Source organism: Brachybacterium phenoliresistens (assembly GCF_039530785.1).
GTDB lineage: Bacteria > Actinomycetota > Actinomycetes > Actinomycetales > Dermabacteraceae > Brachybacterium > Brachybacterium phenoliresistens.
On sequence record NZ_BAAAOW010000009.1, the window covers coordinates 102815 to 123075 of the forward strand.

Below are 20261 nucleotides of genomic sequence, written 5' to 3' on the forward strand. Positions count from 1 at the left end.
AAGCACAAATGTTCCACCGCAGGTCGCGCGCCGATCCGTCCGGTCACGGCCCGTGAGAGCGGGCACACTCGCGCGGGTACGGGCGCGCTCGAGAGGGAGCGGTCGCATTCGAGAGAGAGCGGGCGCATTCGAGAGAGAGCGGGCGCACTCGAGAGAGAGCGGGCGCACTCGATCGAGTCGGAGTGGGCGGGTTCGCGAGGGAGCGGTCGCACGAAGGAGGCTGCGGGCGCGTTCGAGAGATTGCACCGTCCTGTTCCCGGAAAGCGCCATCTCTGGAACAGTCGCGTGCAATGGCTCGAGGGGGCGGAGCACATGCCCCGCCCCGCCGGTGCTGGGGCGACTGCCCGCGCGGGCGCCGATGCGCCCGGGGCTCAGGCCTCGGCGAGCACGGCCTCGGCCGTGGGCACGTCGGTGATGAGGTGCGTGAACAGCTGCGCCCGGGCGCCGGCCCGGATGGAGCGGGCCTTCTCGCGTCCCGCCGCGAGCGCGAAGATCGTCGGCACCGCGTGGAGCTGGTCGAGGCTGGGCCGCACCAGGCGGTCCGAGCCGGGGAAGGCCATCGGCTCGCCGTCGTCGCCGAAGAAGTGCAGGCAGATGTCGCCCGCCGCGGCCTCGAGGGAGGGCTCCTCGCGCGGGACCACGCTGGTGAGGGATTCGCGCCGCGCGTACGGGGCGCCGACGCCGACGATCACGGCCCGCGCCCGGTCCCACAGGTCGGTGATCTCCCGGAAGCTCGGATCGGCCTGCAGCGAGGACCAGAGGCTGGCGCTGGGCAGGGCGGGCGCGAAGATCGAGCGGGACTCCGCACCGGTGCGGGCGGCGATGCGGCGCGCGGTGTCGTTGGTCTGGTAGGCCTGGTCGGGCTCCTGCAGGCCGCCCACGGTCGGGGCGATGATCACGCCCGGCAGCGGGGGCAGCATGGGCATGCCGCTGACGGCGAAGGTGGTCCGGCCCGAGGAGATCAGCAGCGCGTCGCCGCGACGCAGACCGAGCGCGGCGAGCTCCTCGGCGAGCAGCTCGCCGAGACCGCGGTACTCGCGCTGGACCTGGTCGCCCGGGGCGATGCGGACCGACTCCACCCCGAGCGTCTCTCGCAGCCGCGCGGCGAGATCGTCGAGATCGGCCGTGGTCACGTCGAGCACCTCGAAGCGGACCATGCCGATGCGGCGCGCCTCCGCCAGCAGCTTGCTGACCGTCGGGCGGGAGACGCCGAGCTTGGCCGCGATCTCCGCCTGGCGCAGGTCGTCGAGGTAGTAGGCCGAGGCGGCGCGATGCAGCAGCTGCAGATCCATGGTCGTCTCGAGCACGCGCACCTCCTCCTCGTCGCGGCGGGCCGCCGCTGGGGCCCGGGTGCGGGCACGATCCTATAGATACCTCCCGGTCCCGCGCCGTCCCGCCCGCCGGATCCGCCGCGCGCCGGCTCCTGCCGGGCGCCGCATCGGCCGTGGCGGGAAGCGCGCGGGGGCGTGGCAGGATGACAGCGTCGCCCGGACCGGTCCGCGCGGGGCGGACGACGAGGTCACGACGACGAAGGGTGCAGTTCCATGGCTCCAGGCACGCAGCGGCCCGCGCCCGCCTCCGGCAGCGTGGTGCTGGGCGTGGACGTGGGCACCTCGAGCACCAAGGGCGTGCTCGTCGCGCCGGACGGCGAGGTCCTCGCCACGGCCGTGCGCGAGCACCAGGTCTCCCGTCCCGCCCCCGGCCACGTCGAGGTGGACGCGGGGATCTGGTGGGAAGAGTTCCTGGGCATCGCCCGCGAGCTCGGATCGGCGGCCCTGGCCCGCGGATCCCGGATCGCGGCGATCGGCGTGTCCGGCATGGGGCCCTGCGTGCTGCTGGTCGACGAGGACGATGCCCCCGTGCGCCCGGCCATCCTCTACGGTGTGGACACGCGCGCCGAGGCGCAGATCCGCGCCCTGGACGCCCGGCTCGGCCCCGAGGAGATCCTGCGCCGCAGCGGGTGCTCGCTCACCGCGCAGGCCGCCGGCCCGAAGATCCTCTGGGTCGCCCAGAAGGAGCCGGAGCGCTACGCCCTCGCCCGCCGCCTGCTGATGCCGTCCTCGTTCCTGGTGCGCCGCCTGACCGGCGCGTACGTCCTGGACCATGCGAGCGCGGCCCAGGTCGCGCCGCTGTACGACATCGCCGCCCGCGACTGGCACGCCCCCTGGGCCGAGGCCGCCGCTCCGGGCCTCGATCTGCCGCGCCTGCTCTGGGCCGACGAGGTCGCCGGGCACGTCCTGCCCGGCGTCGCCGCCGCGCTCCCGGGCGTTCCCGCGGGAACGCCCGTGCTGGCGGGCACGATCGATGCCTGGGCGGAGGCCGTCAGCGGAGGCGTCCGCGCCCCGGGGGATCTCATGCTCATGTACGGGACGACCACCTTCCTGCTGGCCATGACCCCGCAGCCGGTGCCCAGCCGGCATCTGTTCCCGACCCCGGGCACCACCGAGGGCACCAGCATGCTCACCGGCGGCATGGCGGCCTCCGGGGCGATCACCACCTGGCTGCGGGACCTGCTGTCCGCCCCGGACGTGGGCGAGCTGGTGGCCGATGCCGCGCTGAGCCCTCCGGGCGCCCACGGCCTGCTGGTGCTGCCGTACTTCTCCGGGGAGCGCTCCCCGCTGGCGGATCCGGAGGCGCGCGGCGTGGTCGCCGGGCTCACCCTCTCGCACGGGCGCGGGGACCTGTACCGGGCCGTGCTCGAGGCGGCCGCGTACGGCGTGCGCCACCACCTCGAGGAGCTGCGCGCGCAGGGATGCGCGATCTCCCGGACGGTCGCGCTGGGCGGCGGCACCCGCACCGGCCTGTGGCCGCAGATCGTCGCCGACGTGACCGGGCTGGCCCAGGAGCTGCCGCGCGTGACCATCGGCGCCTCGTACGGGGACGCGATGCTCGCGGCGGCCCGCGTGCTCGGGGCCGATGTCTCCTCGTGGAACCCGGTCCAGCGGCGGTGCGAGCCCGACCCCGCGACCCGGGAGCGCTACGACGCGCTGTACGGGCTGTACCGGGAGCTGTACCCCGCGACCCGCTCCATCAGCCACGCCCTCGCACGGATGCAGGAGGAGGACTCCCCCGCACCGCGCATCTGATCAGCTCCCGGCTCCGGCCGGGAGCGCCGGGAGCGCCGCGGCGATCATGTGATCCCCAGCAGATGCGGCAGGTAGGCGACCGCGAGCACGACCACGAGCCCCACCAGGTAGAACGGCAGCAGCGCGCGGGCGGTGGCGAGCACCGGGACCCGCCCGATCGCCGCCGAGATGAACAGGGTGGTCCCCACCGGCGGGGTGTACAGGCCCAGCGCGAGGGTCACGACCATGATGATGCCCAGGTGGACGAGGTCCAGACCGATCGCGTCCGCCAGCGGCAGCAGCACGGGCGTGAGCAGCAGGATCGCCGGGGCCATGTCCAGGAACATGCCCGTGACCAGCAGGATCACGATCATCGCGAGGATGACCATCCACTCCTGCCCGAACGCTCCCGTGATCGTCCCGGCCAGCGCCTGGGGCGCCTCCTGGATGGTGAGCAGCCAGGCCAGGGCCGAGGAGAACATGATCAGCACGAGCACCACGGCGCTCGCCGCCGCCGATTCGACCACGGCCCGGCGCAGCTGCGTCAGGCTGAGGTCCCGGTACAGCAGCACGCGGATCGCGACCGCGTAGATCACGGCGAGGACGGAAACCTCGGTGACGGTGGCGACGCCGGTGAACAGCACCACGCGGATCAGGATCACCGGGATGAGGATCGCCGGGGTCGCGAACAGCAGGTCCACCAGCAGCCGCTTGAGGGTGAAGCGCGCCTTCACCCGAGGGAACCCGGCCTTGGCGGCCACCGCCCAGCACAGCACCAGCAGCAGGACGGCCGTGAGCACGCCGGGGCCGACCCCGGCGTTGAAGACCTCGGCGACCGAGGCGCCGGAGGCGGCGGCGAACAGGATCATGGGGATCGACGGCGGCAGGATCACGCCCAGCGTGGCGGCGGAGGCGTTGACCGCTGTCGCGTACCCGCCGCCGTACCCCAGCCGCTGCGTCCAGGGGATGACGACCTTGCCGATGCCGGTCGCATCCGCGACGGCCGATCCGGAGATCCCCGAGAAGACGGTGTTGGTCAGGACGCTGGTCATGCCGACGCCGCCGCGGAACCGGCCCACCACCCGGGTGGCCAGCCCGATCACCTGGCCGCCCAGCGTGCCGCTGAACAGCAGGTCGGCGGTGAGGATGAAGAAGGGGATGGCGAGCATCGAGTAGTCGCCCACCGGGCTGAACGACTGCTGGGCGAGTCCCTCCATGGGCAGGGAGCCCACGGCGAACAGGCCCACGATCGCCCCGGCGATGATGGAGAAGGCGACGGGCACGCCCATCAGCAGCAGGACGAGGAAGACGACGATGGCCAGCAGGGCTTCAAGCACCGGGAACCTCCTGCGTCGGGGCGGCGGCGCTCGCGGCGGCCACGCGGTGGTCGGGCTCGGGGGCGCCGTGGCGGGCGTAGTGCACGGTGCGGGCGGCGGCCTGCACGGTCATCACGGCGACCATCACGATGAATGCGCCGAAGCTGCCCAGCTGGGGCCAGCCCATGATCGGCGTGGACTGCGCCGCCATCGGCGGGATCAGGTAGGCGGCGAGATAGGTGAGGTACCCCAGCAGGACGGTCACGAAGGCCCACGTGAGGATCTGCGCGCGATCGTAGGCCTTCCCGTGCAGGCGGCTGACCAGCACGTCCACGGCGATGTGGCCGCGGGTGGCCTGGGCGACGACGGCGCCGCCGGCGATCAGCCAGGGGAAGAGGTAGGTCGGCCCCTCGGAGGCCACGGGGAGCGACGAGTTCAGGACGTAGCGCAGGACCACCGAGACGGTCACGAGCACGACGATGATCGCGGTGCCCGCGATCGCGAGAACGGAGCCCACGGTGGCCGCGACGGCGTTGACGGGGTCCTCGGGGCGGGACTCCTCGGCATGGCCGCCGGTGGTGTCCAGCGCCTGCAGGTCCTCCTCGGTGATGACGGGGGCGCGCCCGTCGGCCGAGGCCGGGGACGACGGGGAGGATGCTCTGGGGCTCATGCCGGCTGCTCCTCGTGCTCGGCGCGGATCGCCTCCGCGGCGGTGGTGATCTGGTCGAAGAAGTCCGGGTGCTCCGCCTGCCATCGCTCGGCGACGGGAGCGGTCGCCTCGCGGAACGCGGCGCGATCGGGGTGGGTGACCTCGAGGATCTGTTCGAACTCCGTGTAGATCGCGGCGGTCTGCTCGGTCATCAGGCGGCGCTGCTCCTCGACGGCGCCCTGCGCGGCCGAGGCGATGACCTGCCGGATGTCCTCGGAGAGGTTCTTCCAGCGGGTCGTGGACATGACGAAGGGGTTCACCTCGTACTTGTGGCCGGTCACCGCGAGGTGGGACTGCACCTCCTGGAGGGAGGAGCTCTTGATGTTGACCACCGGGTTCTCTTGGCCGTCGACCGCCCCCTGGCGCAGCGCGAGATACAGCTCGCCGAAGGCCAGCGGGGTCGGGTTCGCTCCGAGCTCGCCGAAGATGTCGATGGTCATCGGATCGTCGGGGGTGCGGATCTTGAGCCCGGCGACGTCCTCGGGAGAGGCGATCGACCGGACGGAGTTGCTGATGTCGCGCATGCCGTTGTCCCACAGGTTCAGGACGTGGAAGCCGACCTCCTCGGCCCGTGCCGCGATGGTGTCCTGCAGGGCCCCGTCCAGCACGGCGTAGGCGTGCGCGGAGCTCTCGAAGAGGAACGGAAGGCCGATGAGGGCCGCCTCCGGCACATAGGAGGAGAAGGGCCCCTGGGAGTTGATGGACATGTCCAGGGTGCCGGCGGCCACCGACACCATCATCTCGGTGTCGTTGCCGACGGATTCCTGACCGAGGATCTGGATCTCGACCTCGCCGCCGGACTGCTCGGCGACCAGCCGCTGGAAGGCGAGGGCGCCGTCGGACCGGGGGTTCCCGGGGGCGGCGCCGTGGCCGAGGATGATGCGCACCGAATCGGTGCGGCGGGGTCCGTCGCCTCCGGCGCAGGCGCTCAGGGCGGCCGCGCCGGCGGCGGCGCCGGCCAGCCCCTGCAGCAGGCTGCGGCGGCGCAGGATGCGGCGGCCCTGGGGCACGTCGTCGTGCATGTCTCCTCCTTCGGAGTACGGGGTTCGGCGAGGGGCGCCGGAGCGGTCAGCCCGCGACCGCGCCGGTGACGAGATCCCGCACGAGGGCCAGGCTGCGGGCCACATCGGCCTCGCGGTCCTGCTCGGCGATGTCGTGGGTCTCGAGCTCGAGGACGTACCGCACGCCGGGGACATGCTCCTCGAGGGCGGCGACGACGCCGGGGAGGTCGACCTGCCCGGCGCCGAGGGACAGGTTGAGGTCGCCGGGGACGGCGTCGCGCAGATGCACGCGCTCGATGCGGCTCGCCGCGCGCGGCACCCAGGCCACCGGGTCCTCCCCGCCGGCGACGACGTGGGAGACGTCCAGCAGCAGGCCGATGCTGTCCGGGCCCACCCGGTCCAGCAGCTCCTCGGCCGCGGCGATGGTGTGGATGTAGCGGCGATGATGCAGCACCTCGACCAGCAGGCGCACGCCATGGCGGCCGCAGATCCCCGCGGCGCGGTCGAGGCGCTCGGCGATCAGCGCCATGTCGGCCGCGTGGTCGCGCACGGGGCGGTGATCGGCGCGGCCGGCCGGGACGATGAGCGCGCCCCCGCAGGCCGCGGCGAGCGCGGCGAGGCCCTCGAGGGTCTCCTCGAGGCGCCCCTCGTCCAGGGCGGGGTCGTTGAGATCGCCCGGGTCGGCGTTGACGGCATCGGCCGCGAGCCCGGCCGCGGCGACCTCCGCCGCGAGGGCGGCCGGGTCGCCGGTGAAGGGCACCGGCACGTGATCGGTGACCGCGGGGATCGCCCCCAGGTCGATCCGGGTCGCGCCCATGCCGGCGATGAGCGCGAGCGCCTCGGCGAGGGGACGGTGGCGGAAGGAGATGGTGGAGACGCCCACACGGTCGGCGTCGGGCAGGGCGGCAGAGGGCAGCGAGGAGCGCGTCATCGGGTCCTGGTCTCGGGAGCGGGGCGGAGGGGCGGGGGCGCGGCGTCGTCGACGCCGCGCCGGGATCCTCAGGAGATGTAGGCGCCGCCGTTGATGGACTGGGTGGTGCCGGTGATGTAGCCGGCGTCGGGGCCGGACAGCCACACCACCAGCGCGGCGATCTCCTCGGGCGAGGCCTGGCGGCCCATCGGGATGGAGGCGTTGATGGCGGCCTCCGACTCCTCGGTGGCATCGGCCGCGCGGATGTTGGTGTCCGCGGCGCCGGGGGCGATGGCGTTGACGGTGATCTGGTGCGGCGCCATCTCGCGGGCCAGGGAGCGGGTCAGCCCCAGCACGCCGGCCTTCGCGGCGGAGTACGGGGTCTTGGAGAAGACGCCGCCGCCCTGCTGCGCGGAGACGGAGGACATGTTGACCACACGGCCGTACCCGCCCTCGAGCATCGCCGGCAGGAAGGCGCGGGAGGTGTAGAAGGAGCCGGTGAGGTTCACCGCGATGATCGTGTCCCACAGCTCGTCGGTGACCTCGAGGAACGGCACGGGAGAGGCGATCCCCGCGATGTTGGCGAGGGCGCCGACGGCGGGCAGCTCGGAGGCGGCGATCTGTGCGGCCACGTCGTCCACGGCGGCGCTGCGGGTCACGTCGACGGCGAACCCGGCGGTGGGGACGCCGTGCTCGGCGGCGACCTCCTCGGCGACGGCCTTCGCGCCCTCGCCGTCGCGGTCGAGGATCGCCACGGCCCATCCCTCCCGCGCGAAGCGGTGCGCGGTCGCGCGGCCGATGCTGCGGGGCGCGGCACCGCCGGTGACCACGGCCGTGCGCTGCACGGTCTGCTGGTCGCCGGTCTGGGGGGCGGGGGCGGGAGTCGTGTCGTTCACCGCGGGTCCTCTCACATCGTCGTGGCGCCGCGCTCGGCGCGGGCCGCCCGGGACGCCGGGCGGAGCTTCTGGGAGGAGACGCTATGCAGTGGCCCCGGCACGGACAATCGGTCCGACCATCCCCGGACGAGGCTCGCGGGCATCGCCGCAGGCCACAGGCATGGAAGACCCGCACCATTGGTCTGACCAATCCTGGTCGCCGCCTTCCGTCCCCGCATGCCGCCCTGCCGACCTCCCGCATGCCACCCTGCCGGTTTCCCGCATGCCGCCCCGTCGGCGCTTCCGTCCCCCGTCGCGCCGTCCGCCGCCACCTCTCCCGTCGTGCCGCCTGCGCGCCCCCGCACACACCGGCCCCGTCTCGCGCGGCGTCCGCAGATCATTGGTCGACCAATTTCTGTGCCCTGCTGTCCGCCCCTGACCTGCGCCGTCATCCGGTGCAGGCCCTCAGGCGGCGGGCGGGACGCGTTGCCGCGGCGGGGTCGGCGTGATTCGATCCTCTCGCCCGTCCCCCGCGACCGAAGGAGGTCCCATGGACTCCGATGCCCTGGAGTTCCTGGACACGCTCGTGCGGGAGGGGACCCGGACCGAGAAGGGGATCCGTCTGCCCACCGAGCGGCGCCTGGCGGAGATCAGCGGCCTGTCCCGGTCGCAGGTTCGCGAACGGCTCTCGGGCCTGCAGATGCTGGGCATGCTGCAGAAGGTCCAGGGCTCCGGGAACATGCTGGTGGATCCGTCCACCAGCGGGACCGGCAACGTGTTCACCCTGATGCAGCGGGCGGGCCTCGTCTCGACCGCGCAGATCGCCCAGGCCCGCGAGATGCTCGAGATCGCGATCGCCCCGCGGATCCTCGAGCACGTCACCGAGGCCCAGATCCTGGCGCTCGAGCAGACGGTGCACGACATGATCGACGCCTCCGCCGCGCGGGACTTCGCCGCCGGGCTGAAGGCCGATCACGACTTCCATCTGGCCCTGTTCGACATCCTCGACAACCCGATCATGACCTACATGGTCGGGAGCATGAACCAGGCCCTGCACGACCTGCTGCTGGAGCGCCGCCGCGTCGTCATCAGCCGCGAGATCGCCGAGAACGGCGGCGTGATCCCGGAGATGTTCACCACCGACGAGGTGCACTTCGAGATCACGCGGGCCCTGCGTTCCCGCCGCCGCGAGGCGGTGAGCGCCGCGATGGTCGAGCACTTCGAGCGCTGGCGCCGCGTCTCGCGCCCGCGCCCCCACACCGCCCCCGCCCCGCGAGGAGAGTCATGAGCACACCGCAGACCCCGCCCGTCCCCGAGGCGACCGCCGGGCCGCCCGCCCCGCAGGCCGCATCGACCCCTGCCCCGGACCTGGATCTGGCCCTGGATCCGGAGCGCATCGCCCGCATCCAGGAGGCCGCCTACCGGATCCGCCGCAACTCCCTGATCCAGGCGGAGGTGCAGGGCCAGGGCTACATCGGCCAGGCCCTGGACATCGCCGACGTGCTCGCGGTGCTGTTCACCGACCAGCTGCACCTGGACCCGCTGGACCCCGAGTCCGAGGACCGGGACCGCTTCCAGCTGAGCATCGGCCACTACGCCCTGGCGCTGTACGCGGCGCTCACGGAGGCGAAGTTCTTCCCGCTCGAGGAGCTGGAGACCTACGCGACCGACGACTCCCGCTTCCCCATGTCCTCCATGCGCACCTACACCCCGGGCGTGGAGATCTCCGGCGGCTCCCTGGGCCACGGTCTCGGCATCGCCAACGGCGTGGCCATGGGCCTGAAGCGCAAGGGATCGGACCGCTTCGTCTACAACCTGCTCTCCGACGGCGAGCTGGGCGAGGGCTCCACCTGGGAGGCCGCGGCGGTCGCCGGGCACCACCGGCTGGACAACCTCATCGCGATCGTCGACTTCAACGACCAGCAGGCCGATGGGAAGAGCACCGACATGCTCTCCATGGAGCCGGTCGCCGACAAGTTCGAGGCCTTCGGGTGGATCGCCCGTCGCTGCGACGGCAACGACGTCGCCGCCGTCCTCGCCGCCCTGATCGAGCTGCGCGAGATCCAGGACCCCCGCCCCCGCGTGCTCATCGCCGACACCCGGCTGGGCAAGGGCGTCGACTTCCTCGAGGACCGCGAGAAGCTCCACTTCATGCGGGTCGAGCCGGAGGAGTGGGCGCGCGCCCACGAGACGTTGAAGAGGTCCCACCAGGCGCTGGCCGCCTCCCCGCGGAAGGACGACGCCCGATGAGCACGACGACCCCGAAGCTGACCAGCGGCGCCATGAGCGTCGACATCGCCAAGGAGGGGCAGCGCACCGTCGCCGCCCCGCTGGGCCACGCGCTGCTCGAGGCGGCGCGGGAGGACGAGCGCATCGTCGGGCTCTCGGCGGACCTCGCCAAGTACACCGACCTGCACATCCTCCGCGACGCGATGCCGGAGCGGTTCTACCAGATCGGCATGGCCGAGCAGGCGCTGCTGGGCGCCGCGACCGGGCTCGCGATGGAGGGCTTCATCCCCTTCGCGTCCACGTATTCGGTGTTCGCCACCCGGCGGGCCTACGACTTCCTGTGCCTGGACATCGCCGAGGCGGACCTCAACGTCAACATGGTCTGCGCGCTGCCGGGCCTTACCACCGGCTACGGCCCCTCCCACCAGGCCACCGAGGACGTCGCGATCCTGCGCGGCATGCCGAACCTGACCATCGTGGACCCCTGCGACGCGATCGACATCCAGCAGGCCGTCCCCCAGCTGGCCGCGAGCGACGGCCCCACCTATATGCGGCTGCTGCGCGGGAAGGTGCCCGCGGTGCTCGACGAGTACGGCTACTCCTTCGAGCTCGGGAAGGCGACGATGATCCGCGAGGGCGGGGACGTCCTCATCATCTCCACCGGCCTGATGACCGAGCGCGCGCTGGAGGCCGCAGCGCAGCTCGAGAAGGACGGCGTGGGCGTGGCCGTGCTGCACTCCCCCACCCTCAAGCCCTTCGACGAGGAGAGCGTCGTCGCCGCGCTCGGCAAGGGCCGCCTGGTCCTCACCGCCGAGAACCACTCGGTGGTCGGCGGGCTGTTCGACGCCGTGGCCCGCACCCTGGTGGGCCGCGGGATCGGCGAGAGGGTCACGCCCATCGGCCTGCCCGACGCGTTCCTCGACGCCGGCGCCCTGCCCACCCTCGAGGACCGCTACGGCGTGTCCACCGCGAAGATCATCGAGCGGATCCGCGAGCTGCTCTGAGCCGCACCCCGCCCCCGACGGCGCACCGCATGGCAGACTCGGAGGGCATGACCGGGGCGCCCGGGCCGGGCAGGGGGACCGCCGCCCGCGCTGCGGCGCCCTGGGCGGCGGCAGGCATCGCGCAGCTGGTCCCGTCGCCCGCCGCTCTCGCCGTCCGTCCATGATCACGGGGGATCCTCGATGTCCGCAGCTCCAGAACCTCCCCTCGCCCGACGCGATGAGGAGCGCACCATGCCACCCGGGATCGCCGCGGCCGCCGGAGCGGCGGGCGCCATCGTCCACGGGATCCTCACCGGCGCCTGGGTCGTCCGGTCCATGGTCGAGTCCACAGGGTTCTTCGCGGTCTCGACCGCCGGAGGCGCCTCGTTCATGTCGTGGAGCATCCCGGTCCTGCCCGGGCTGGGAATCGCGCTGCTGAGCGCCCTGGTCCTCGCCGCGCTCACCCTGCTCGCCTCCCGGCTGGGCCCGGCAGCGGGCCGCGCGCTGCGGCTCGGCTATGCCGGCGGCGGCCTCGCCATGATCGTCGCGGCCTTCGTCCTGGCGGCCGGCCCCCGGGGGTTCGACCTCGGGCCGATCGGGTGGGTCGTCCTCGGCGGCGCCGATTCCGCCTTCCAGCTCTGCGTCCTCGTCGCGCTCGCCCTCCTCCTCGCCGACCGGGCGAGGGCCTGGTCCGCGCGGGCCGCGCGGACCAGGCCTGCCGACGCGCCCGAGGCGTAGGGGGCCGCCCGCACCGCGCGGCTCAGATCAGCTCGAGCACCGGCCCCTCGTGCACCGCCCGGTAGACGCGGTTGCGCAGGGCGTTCGCCTCGGCGGCCCAGAGCGTGGACTCCAAGGGTCGCAGGACGATGCGGATCAGCAGGTTCTCCTGCTCGGGGCCGATGCCGAGGCGCTCGCGCGCCGCGGCAGGCAGCTGCGCGGCCGGGGTGCGGGAGAGGATCGAGACGGACTCGAGCAGCTCGGCATCGTCCCCGAGGGCGGTGCGCACCCGGTCGCCGAGGGTTTCCTCGTCCTCCCCGGCGGGCAGCACCACGGACAGGTCGCGACGGGCGGCGGGCTGGGAGGAGACGGGCCGCCACGGCGCGAGGTCGCGCATCTGCGCGAGGATCCGCGGATCCCGCGCCCGCAGCAGGCGGACGTCGGGGATCTGCTTGCGCAGCATGAGCGCCCGGTCCAGGCCCATGCCGAGCGCCAGCCCGGACCAACGGCGCGGGTCCAGGCCAGAGCGCTCGAGCACCGCCGGATGGATGCGCCCGCATTCGGCGATCTCGAGCCACTGCCCATCCAGCAGCACGTCGATCTGGCGGCCGCCGTGGGTGTACGGGTGGGTGGCGGGGGTCAGGCGGCGCCGCGCGCCGGGCAGCACGGCCTCCACCACCGCGTCGATCATGGCGAGCATGTCGGCGTCGGAGGTGCCGGGGTCCTCGCGCAGCCGCCACAGGTCGACCTGATGGGGCTCCCCGACGTGGCTGCGGTCCACCGCGTCGCGGCGGTAGACGAGTCCGGGCACGACGATCAGCTCGTCCACACCCTCGCCCTCCCGGCCCCGGTACTCCTCGAGGATCGCCGGCAGCTGGGCGCTGGTGTGGCTGCGCAGCATCGTGGTCGGCGAGAGGTACCGGGTGTAGCGGCGGGCGCGGGTGACGTCGTCCGGGGCGTAGCCCAGGCGGTCGTAGTTGTCGCGCACGGGGACGATGGGCGGGGTGCGCACGGTGCGGACCGTCCCGCCCCCGGACGGGCGCAGGGCGTCGGTGACGGCGGCGAGCAGCAGCTGCATGGCGTGCTGCCCCTGGCCGGGGTCGGTGAGGTCGCGCAGGGTGAGGGCGCGGTGCAGCTGCTCAGGGGTGAGGTAGTCGTCCGGCGTCGGGGCCGGGAGGGCAGGGGCGGGAGCGGGCTGGGCGGTCATGGGGGTCTCCTGCAGGAAGCGGTCCGATCGGGGCGGGTGCTCCCCCGGCCGTGCCTGCGCGGACCCGGCGCCTGCTCAGCGCAGCATCAGGACCCCGCGGCCGTCATCGGCCGGGGGTCGGGAAATCGCTGCATGCGCCTCATGGTCCGGAAGGGTAGCACCGCCCCGCGCCGGCGGGCAGGGCCGGGGCGGGGCGGTGCGCCGCATCGCGCGGATCCCTCGGCACCCTCGCGGGGCCGCGGGGCCGCTGCTCAGCGGGCGATCTGCCGATGGATCCCGAGGTCGACGCGCCCGGGCAGCAGGTCCTCGCGCAGCGCGCGGCTGCCCCGGTAGTCGCCCTCGCGCAGGGACCGGAAGGGGACCGGCCGCTCGGCGTCGATCCCGGCCAGGCGCTCCCGAAGCCGGTCGACCTCGTGCGCGACGCCCTCGGCCCCGAGCGCGTCGGCATCGGTGACGAGGTGGATGTCCAGCACCTCGATGCCCACGTACCAGAGCGTGCCGTGGGTGAGCGGGAACAGCAGCGACTCGATGTCCCCGCTGATCCCGCGCGGGCCGATGGAGGCAGGGTCCTCCCCCGCCGTGACCACCACCAGCGCCCGCCGGCCGGCGAGGCCGCCGTCCCCGTAGCGCCGCGGCACCGCGAGCTCCGGGTCCATGTCGCCGTAGGCGAAGCCCTCGGTGAGCACGCGGTCCAGCCACCCCTTGAGGATGGCCGGCGTGCCGTACCACCACAGCGGGAACTGGAGGACCAGCAGATCGGCGGCGGCGAGCTTGCGCTGCTCCTCGCGCACGGGCTCGGGGATCTGCCCGGCGGCATGGGCCTGCGCGATCCGGGTGGCCAGGTTCCCGGCCTCGGTCGCGCGGTCGCCGGCGTCCTGCGTGCGCAGCACCGGGTCGAAGCCCTGCCGGTACAGGTCGCTGCGGAGCACCTCGCCGCGACGGGCGAGCGCCGCCGTGCCGGCGCGGAACAGCTGGTCGTTGAAGGACCCTTCCTGCGGGTGCGCATGCACCCACAGCGAGGTGCCGGGGGTCGGGGCGTGGGCGAGCAGCGCCGGGGCGAGGTCGGGCGAGGCGGCGTGTCCGGGGGTCGAGGGGGTGTTCGTCGTCGTCATGCGCCCCAGCCAACCAGCACGATGCGAGACGCTGAATATCGCAGAATCTCGCAGCGATGCGCGAGCGTCTACGCTGGGGGCATGGACGCTCTGACCCGCCTGATCGAGCGCATCCGCGCCTCGGGTGCGCTGCTGGGCACGAACCTGCTCACCCCGCCCTGGCGGATCCGCCTGGACGAGGGCGCGACGATGACCGTGGTGACGATGCTGCGCGGCAGCGCCTGGCTCGAGACCGGGGACGGCCCGCCGCGGCTCCTGGCCCCGCGCGACCTCGCCGTCGTCACCGGGCCGCGCGCGTTCTCGGTGACCAGCGATCCGGACTCCCCCGTGCCTTCCCGGTACGTGTGCCTGGCCGATGGATCGTGCACCGATGCGCACGGCGCGGCGCTGCCCGAGAGCGAGATCGCGCTGGGGACCCGCGCCTGCGGGGATCGCCTGGACGCCGAGCACGCCCTGTTCACAGGGTCGTTCGCCGCGACGGGGCGGCTCACGCGGCGCCTGCTGGAAGGCCTGCCGCGCGTGCTGGTGGTGCCGGCGGAGCGCCGGAGCCGCGCGCCGATGGACCTGCTCGAGGAGGAGCTGCGCCGGGACGAGCCCGGACAGCAGGCCGTGCTGGACCGCCTGCTGGACCTGGTGCTCATCGGGGCGCTGCGCGACGGGCTCGCCCACCCGGAGGACGCCCCCGACGGCGCCGCGGCACCGGCCTGGTTCTCCGCGGCGGCGGACCCGGTGGTCGGCCCTGCGCTGGAGGAGATCCACGGCAGTCCGGAGCTGCCGCACACGGTGGCGTCCCTGGCGGATCGGGCGCAGGTCTCCCGCGCCGCCTTCGCCCGCCGCTTCCGCGATCTGCTCGGGGAGTCCCCCATCGCCTACCTCACCGGGTGGCGGCTGTGCCTGGCCGCGGACATGCTGCGCGAGGGCGAGGACACGCTCGAGACGATCGCCCGGCAGGTCGGCTACTCGAGCGCCTTCGCGCTGAGCACGGCGTTCCACCGGGAGCACGGCGTCCGGCCGAGCGCCTACCGGGCCGAGGCCTTCAGCGCCTGACGCCAGCGGCCGGCACCGGACCGGCTCCGCCCGCGCCCGGCCGCCGCGCAGGCCGGCGGCCGTAGTCTGGGCGCACACGAGAGCCTGCCGCACGGCGGCACGAGGGGAGAGCACCGATGAGCGAGAGCACCGACCTGACCGGCATCGAGTTCGCCGACGCGCAGGGCGCGACGCGGACCCTGCGGGACTACGCCGGCGGGCCGGTCCTGATCGTCAACGTCGCCTCGCGGTGCGGCCTCACGCCGCAGTACGCGCAGCTCGAGCAGCTGCAGCGCGACTACGGCCCGCGGGGCCTGACGGTGCTGGGCTTCCCCTGCGACCAGTTCATGGGCCAGGAGCCCGGCAGCATCGAGGAGATCCTCGAGTACTGCTCGACCACCTGGGGAGTCTCCTTCCCGATCCTCGACAAGATCGAGGTGAACGGCGAGGACGCGCACCCGCTCTACCGGGCGCTCACGCAGGTCCCGGACGCCGAGGGCACCGCCGGCCCGGTCCAGTGGAACTTCGAGAAGTTCCTGGTCACGGCCGATGGGGCCGTGACCCGCTTCCGGCCGAAGGTCACGCCGGACGCGCCGGAGGTCATCGAAGCCATCGAGGCGGCGCTCCCCCGCTGAGCGCCCCTCGCCCCGGCCGCGCAGAGCAGTCCGTGGGCTGCTCCTGCTCCGGCTGCTACTCCTGCCCGCCCTGTCCCGGCTGCGCGGCCGCGAAGGCGGGGAGGACGACGTCCTCCCGCAGAGCGCGCCGCGCGGCCTCCGGGCCGAACCCCGCCTCGAGGCCGCTCAGGACCGTGCGACGGACGTCCTCGAGGGTCCAGTCGAAGGCCTCGGCGAGCCGGGCGAGCTCGCGGCTGGTGCAGGTGCGGCTCATGAGGCGGTTGTCGGAGCTGATCGACAGCGGGAGCCCGGCGCGCAGCAGGGCGTCGGCGGGATGCGCGGCCATCGTCTCCGCCGCGCCGGTCTGCAGGTTGGAGCTGGGGCAGACCTCGAGGCAGATCCCGTCCTCCCGCACCCGGGAGGCGATCGGGCCCGGCCGCCCCTCCGCCGAGAGGTCCTCGGCCAGCCGCACGCCGTGGCCCAGCCGTTCGGCGCCGCTGTCCAGGGCATCGCGGATCGAGGCGAGGCCATCGGCCTCCCCGGCGTGGACGGTCACCCGCAGCCCGGCCTCCCGGGCCCGGGCGAACTGCTCCCGGAACGGGGAGGCGGGGAAGCCGCGCTCGGGCCCGGCGAGGTCCACGCCCCACACGCCCTGCTCGCGGCGGGCGGCGGCGACGTCGACGAGCTCCGGGTCCGCCGGGAGGTGGCGCAGGAAGCACAGCAGCTGGCCGACGAGGAGGGGCCGGCCCGCAGCGCGCGCGGCGGCCATGCCCTCCTCGAGCCCGGCCTGCACGGCGTCGACCGCCTCGGCGAGGGTGAGGCCGCCGTCCAGGTGCTGCATGGGCGCCCAGCGGGTCTCGGCGTAGACCACGCCGTCGGCGACCATGTCCTCGACGAACTCGCGGGCGATCCGCCGCAGCGCGGGGGCGGTCTGCATGAGCTCGAGGGTGCGGGAGAACGTCGCGAGGTACCGCTCGAGGGAGCCGGAGTCGGCGGACTCGGCGAACCAGCGGGCGACCGCGTCCGCCGCGCCCTCGGCCTCGCCGCCATCGCCTGCGGCAGATCTCGTCGCCGGTGCGGACCGGCCGGGAGCATCGGCCGAGGGCGGGAGGATCCCCTGCTCACGGCACAGGTCCAGCACGGTCTGCGGGCGCAGGCCGCCGTCGAGATGGTCGTGGAGCACGACCTTCGGCAGGGCGCGCAGGGACTCGAGGGGCAGCGGCATGGGCTCTCCTGGCGGGGGCATGGGGTCGGCGAGGGGCGGGGGTCCAGTCTGCCATCGGCCGCTCAGGGCTCCGCGCGGTGCCTCCAGGTCGAGTCGAGGTCGAGCGGGGCGCCGCCGAGGGCGGCGATCACGTGGCGCTCGTAGTCCGGGATCGGCGCGGGCAGCGCATCCAGCGCGAACCAGTCCAGGCCCGCGCACTTGTGGGGCTCGACGATGCGGGGCTCGCCCTCCCAGCGGTCCGCGCACCAGAACCAGTCCACCCGCTGCTCGATCGGGGCGTCGGTGCCGTCGGTGCGCTGCATGACGGTCAGCAGCGCGAGGTCCTCCGGGGCGATCCGCACCCCCAGCTCCTCGCGGGCCTCGCGCACGGCGGCGTGCCGGGCGGCCTCGCCGAGGTCCACGTGCCCCGCGGCGCCGGCCACCCAGTGCCCGTCGCGGTAGCCGGTGTTCGCGCGCTGCTGGAGCAGCACCTCGACCCGGCCGCCCTCGCCGCGCCGGCGCAGGTAGACGTAGGAGGCGGGGATGAGGGCGGGGTGCGCGACCATGCCCGGACCCTACCCGGGGACCGGGGACCCCTGGCGCAGGCGAAGCGCTTCGACTAGTGTCCCGTGTCATCCGGGTCACAGTGGACGTGAACCGGACGTCGGCCGCCTGCCGCTGCAGGCCCCATCGGCCCTGACTCCTCATCAGGGCGGCCATGACCTGGAGATGTTCCCTCACGAAGGAGTGCGTGGTGCACCGATCCCTCCCCTCTGCCCCGAAGCGAAGCGCTTCGATCCTCGCGGCCTCGGCGCTGCTGCCGCTGTGCCTGGCGGGCCTGCCCGCCGCGGCCGATGCGCCCGGCGCCCGCCCCGTCGGAGCGACCCCGGCGACGACCTCCGGCCTCACCTCCCCCCTGCGGCCGGGCCCCCGCGACCCGGCGCCCTCGCGCCCCGCCGCCGCCGGCTACACCTGGGGGAACGTCCAGATCGAGGGCGGCGGCTTCGTCCCCGGCATCATCTACAACCCCACCGAGGAGGGGCTGGTGTACGCGCGCACCGACATCGGCGGGGCCTACCGCCTGGACCGCGAGGCCGACCGCTGGGTGCCGCTGCTGGACCATGTGGGCTGGGACGACTGGAACCGCAACGGCGTCCTCAGCCTGGCCACCGACCCCGTGCGCACCGAGCGGGTCTACGCCGCGGTGGGGATGTACACCAACGAGTGGGACCCGGACCACGGCGCGATCCTGCGCTCCGAGGACCACGGCGAGACCTGGCAGGCGACCGAGCTGCCGTTCAAGGTCGGCGGGAACATGCCCGGGCGCGGCATCGGCGAGCGCCTGCAGATCGACCCGAGGGACCCCGACACCCTGTACTTCGGCGCCGAGGGCGGCAACGGCCTGTGGCGGTCCACCGACGCGGGCGTCACCTGGGCGGAGGTCGAGTCCTTCCCCAACGCCGGGGACTTCGTGCCGGTGCCCGGCAGCGAGTGGAGCTACGAGACGCAGAACGTGGGCGTGCTGTGGACGGCCTTCGACACCCGCGGCGCCGTCGCCGGCGAGGGCTCGCGGACGATCTTCACCGCCGTCGCCGACACCGAGGACATCCTGTACCGCTCCGACGACGGCGGCGAGACCTGGGCCCCCGTCCCCGGCGCCCCCACCGGATTCCTCCCCCACAAGGGCGTCATCGACGAGGCCAGCGGCAGCCTGTACCTCACCACCTCGAACACGGCCGGCCCCTACGACGGCTCCGACGGCGAGGTGTGGCGGTACTCGATCGACGACGGCACCTGGAGCGACATCACCCCGCAGCAGCGCCCCGTCGGCGGCGACTTCGGCTTCTCCGGGCTGAGCGTGGACGCCTCCGACCCCGACACCCTCATGGTGACCACCCAGATCCAGTGGTGGCCGGACATCCTCATCTTCCGCAGCACCGACCGCGGCGAGACCTGGACGCCGATCTGGGACTACACGACAGGGCAGGACGGCGAGAGCGTCCTGGAACGCCGCTACACCCAGGACATCTCCCGCGCCCCGTGGCTGACCTTCGGGGCGCAGCCCTCCGAGCCCGTCGCCGGGGCGGAGCCCTCGCCGAAGCTCGGCTGGATGGCGGAGTCCTTCGAGATCAACCCCCACGACCCCGACGAGGCCATGTACGGCACGGGGGCGACGATCTACCGCACCGAGAACCTCACCGCCTGGGACGAGGAGGGCGGCACCGTGCGGATCAGCGCCCAGGCGCAGGGCATCGAGGAGACCGCGATCCAGGACCTCGTCGCCCCGGAGGGCGAGGTCGACGTGCTCTCGGCGATGCTGGACCTGGGCGGCTTCGTCCACGAGGACGTCGACACGGTCCCCGGCATGATCACCGACCCGTACATGGGCGGCTCCACCAGCGTCGATGCGGCCGGCACCGCGCCGGAGGTGCTCGTGCGGGCGGGCACCGACGGCTCCGGCGTGCACCGCGTGGCCGTCTCCCGCGACGCCGGCGGCAGCTGGGCCGCGGGCTCCCCGGTCGAGGGGGCGCAGAGCCCGGGCCTGGTGGCCGTCACCGCGGACGGCGGCCGGATCGTGTGGTCCGCCCCCGGCATCGGCGTGCAGGTCAGCACCGATGACGGGGCCACCTGGACGGCCTCGGCCGGGATCTCCGGCGCGGCGCGCGTGGAGGCGGATCGGGTCGATCCGCAGCGGGTGTACGCCTGGAGCGAGGGCACGTTCCTCACCTCCCACGACGGCGGGGCGAGCTTCGCCGCGAGCGCCGGGGCCGGCGCGGGAGATGCCCCCGGGGCATCGGCCGCCCTGCCCGTCCAGGGCGAGGTGCGCTTCGGCGCCGTGCCCGGGGTCGAGGGCGAGGTCTGGCTCGCCGGAGGCGCCGAGGGCGAGCCGTACGGCCTGTTCCGCTCCCGCGACGGCGGGGACACCTGGAGCGCGCTGCCCGGCTTCGACGCGGCCGATGCGGTCGGCTTCGGCAAGGCGGCGCCCGGGGCGAGCACGCCCGCGGTCTACGTCTCCGGCGAGCGCGACGGTGTGCGCGGCATCTTCCGCTCGATCGACGGCGGGGCCGGGTGGACGCGCATCAACGACGACCAGCACCAGTGGGGTCGCACCGGCTTCGCCATCACCGGCGACCCGGACGTGTTCGGCCGCGTCTACATCGCGACCAACGGCCGCGGCATCGTGATGGGCGACATCGACGTGGCCGGGAAGGCCGACGGCCGGCCGGGGCGCGGACGCGGCTGACCGGGCTCCGTGTGGCGGGGCGGCATCGGCTGTGGAAGCCTGAGCACCT

At 74.0% G+C, this 20261-nt stretch carries 18 protein-coding genes; 8 read left to right on the plus strand and 10 right to left on the minus strand.

From position 1 onward, the window contains the following. Positions 1–371: 371 nt before the first annotated feature. The gene (locus tag ABD234_RS16100) at positions 372–1307 is read right to left on the minus strand and encodes a sugar-binding transcriptional regulator (RefSeq protein WP_051486706.1); all 936 of its coding nucleotides are present in this window, start codon (positions 1305–1307) and stop codon (positions 372–374) included. A 237-nt stretch (positions 1308–1544) separates the two neighbouring features. Between ABD234_RS16100 and ABD234_RS16105 the strand changes: the two genes are divergently transcribed. Then, on the plus strand, positions 1545–3086 hold the full coding sequence (locus ABD234_RS16105) for an FGGY-family carbohydrate kinase (RefSeq protein WP_344358390.1): 1542 nt from the start codon (positions 1545–1547) through the stop codon (positions 3084–3086). Positions 3087–3130: 44 nt separating this feature from the next. On the opposite strand, the gene ABD234_RS16110 is transcribed toward ABD234_RS16105, so the two are convergent. From ABD234_RS16110 to ABD234_RS16130, 5 genes are all read right to left on the minus strand, one after another. Then, on the minus strand, positions 3131–4402 hold the full coding sequence (locus ABD234_RS16110) for a TRAP transporter large permease (RefSeq protein ID WP_344358393.1): 1272 nt from the start codon (positions 4400–4402) through the stop codon (positions 3131–3133). Further along, positions 4395–5051: a TRAP transporter small permease gene (locus ABD234_RS16115; RefSeq protein ID WP_344358396.1), complete on the minus strand. Its 657-nt coding sequence runs from the start codon at positions 5049–5051 to the stop codon at positions 4395–4397. Before ABD234_RS16115 ends, ABD234_RS16110 begins: the two co-directional genes overlap by 8 nt. Then, on the minus strand, positions 5048–6112 hold the full coding sequence (locus ABD234_RS16120; RefSeq protein ID WP_344358399.1) for a TRAP transporter substrate-binding protein: 1065 nt from the start codon (positions 6110–6112) through the stop codon (positions 5048–5050). Before ABD234_RS16120 ends, ABD234_RS16115 begins: the two co-directional genes overlap by 4 nt. A gap of 46 nt (positions 6113–6158) precedes the next feature. Next, positions 6159–7022 (minus strand): sugar phosphate isomerase/epimerase family protein, encoded by an 864-nt coding sequence (locus ABD234_RS16125; RefSeq protein WP_344358401.1) that lies wholly within the window; start codon positions 7020–7022, stop codon positions 6159–6161. A gap of 68 nt (positions 7023–7090) precedes the next feature. Beyond that, positions 7091–7897 carry an SDR family NAD(P)-dependent oxidoreductase gene (locus ABD234_RS16130; protein WP_344358403.1) on the minus strand — a complete coding sequence of 269 codons (807 nt, stop codon included), beginning with the start codon at positions 7895–7897 and terminating at the stop codon, positions 7091–7093. 529 nt (positions 7898–8426) lie between these two features. Between ABD234_RS16130 and ABD234_RS16135 the strand changes: the two genes are divergently transcribed. From ABD234_RS16135 to ABD234_RS16150, 4 genes are all read left to right on the plus strand, one after another. Next, a complete protein-coding gene (locus ABD234_RS16135) occupies positions 8427–9164 on the plus strand; it encodes a FadR/GntR family transcriptional regulator (RefSeq protein WP_344358406.1) in 738 nt (245 codons plus the stop codon). Next, positions 9161–10126 (plus strand): transketolase, encoded by a 966-nt coding sequence (locus tag ABD234_RS16140; protein ID WP_344358409.1) that lies wholly within the window; start codon positions 9161–9163, stop codon positions 10124–10126. The genes ABD234_RS16135 and ABD234_RS16140 overlap by 4 nt, the downstream gene beginning before the upstream one ends. Then, positions 10123–11109 carry a transketolase family protein gene (locus ABD234_RS16145; RefSeq protein ID WP_038371790.1) on the plus strand — a complete coding sequence of 329 codons (987 nt, stop codon included), beginning with the start codon at positions 10123–10125 and terminating at the stop codon, positions 11107–11109. Before ABD234_RS16140 ends, ABD234_RS16145 begins: the two co-directional genes overlap by 4 nt. A 231-nt stretch (positions 11110–11340) precedes the next feature. Next, positions 11341–11826 (plus strand): hypothetical protein, encoded by a 486-nt coding sequence (locus ABD234_RS16150; protein ID WP_344358413.1) that lies wholly within the window; start codon positions 11341–11343, stop codon positions 11824–11826. A gap of 22 nt (positions 11827–11848) precedes the next feature. Here ABD234_RS16150 and srmL read toward each other — a convergent pair whose 3' ends face one another. Together srmL and ABD234_RS16160 are read right to left on the minus strand one after the other, a co-directional pair. Next, positions 11849–13012 carry a PheS-related mystery ligase SrmL gene (gene srmL / locus ABD234_RS16155; protein WP_344358416.1) on the minus strand — a complete coding sequence of 388 codons (1164 nt, stop codon included), beginning with the start codon at positions 13010–13012 and terminating at the stop codon, positions 11849–11851. Between the two features lie 251 nt (positions 13013–13263). Next, positions 13264–14124 (minus strand): NAD(P)H-dependent oxidoreductase, encoded by an 861-nt coding sequence (locus ABD234_RS16160; RefSeq protein ID WP_344358418.1) that lies wholly within the window; start codon positions 14122–14124, stop codon positions 13264–13266. An 81-nt stretch (positions 14125–14205) separates the two neighbouring features. Here ABD234_RS16160 and ABD234_RS16165 point away from each other — a divergent pair, with 81 nt between their 5' ends. Beyond that, positions 14206–15171 (plus strand): AraC family transcriptional regulator, encoded by a 966-nt coding sequence (locus tag ABD234_RS16165; protein ID WP_344358421.1) that lies wholly within the window; start codon positions 14206–14208, stop codon positions 15169–15171. 116 nt (positions 15172–15287) lie between these two features. Next, complete coding sequence (locus ABD234_RS16170; protein ID WP_344358424.1) at positions 15288–15785, plus strand: glutathione peroxidase; 498 nt, start codon at positions 15288–15290, stop codon at positions 15783–15785. 55 nt (positions 15786–15840) lie between these two features. Here the strand turns inward: ABD234_RS16170 and ABD234_RS16175 are convergent, their stop codons facing one another. Together ABD234_RS16175 and ABD234_RS16180 are read right to left on the minus strand one after the other, a co-directional pair. After that, positions 15841–16989 (minus strand): adenosine deaminase, encoded by a 1149-nt coding sequence (locus ABD234_RS16175; RefSeq protein ID WP_344358427.1) that lies wholly within the window; start codon positions 16987–16989, stop codon positions 15841–15843. 62 nt (positions 16990–17051) lie between these two features. Then, positions 17052–17534, minus strand: coding sequence for an NUDIX hydrolase (locus ABD234_RS16180; RefSeq protein ID WP_344358429.1), 483 nt, complete (start codon positions 17532–17534; stop codon positions 17052–17054). A 188-nt stretch (positions 17535–17722) separates the two neighbouring features. Here ABD234_RS16180 and ABD234_RS16185 point away from each other — a divergent pair, with 188 nt between their 5' ends. After that, positions 17723–20212 carry a WD40/YVTN/BNR-like repeat-containing protein gene (locus ABD234_RS16185; protein ID WP_344358432.1) on the plus strand — a complete coding sequence of 830 codons (2490 nt, stop codon included), beginning with the start codon at positions 17723–17725 and terminating at the stop codon, positions 20210–20212. Positions 20213–20261: the final 49 nt, after the last annotated feature.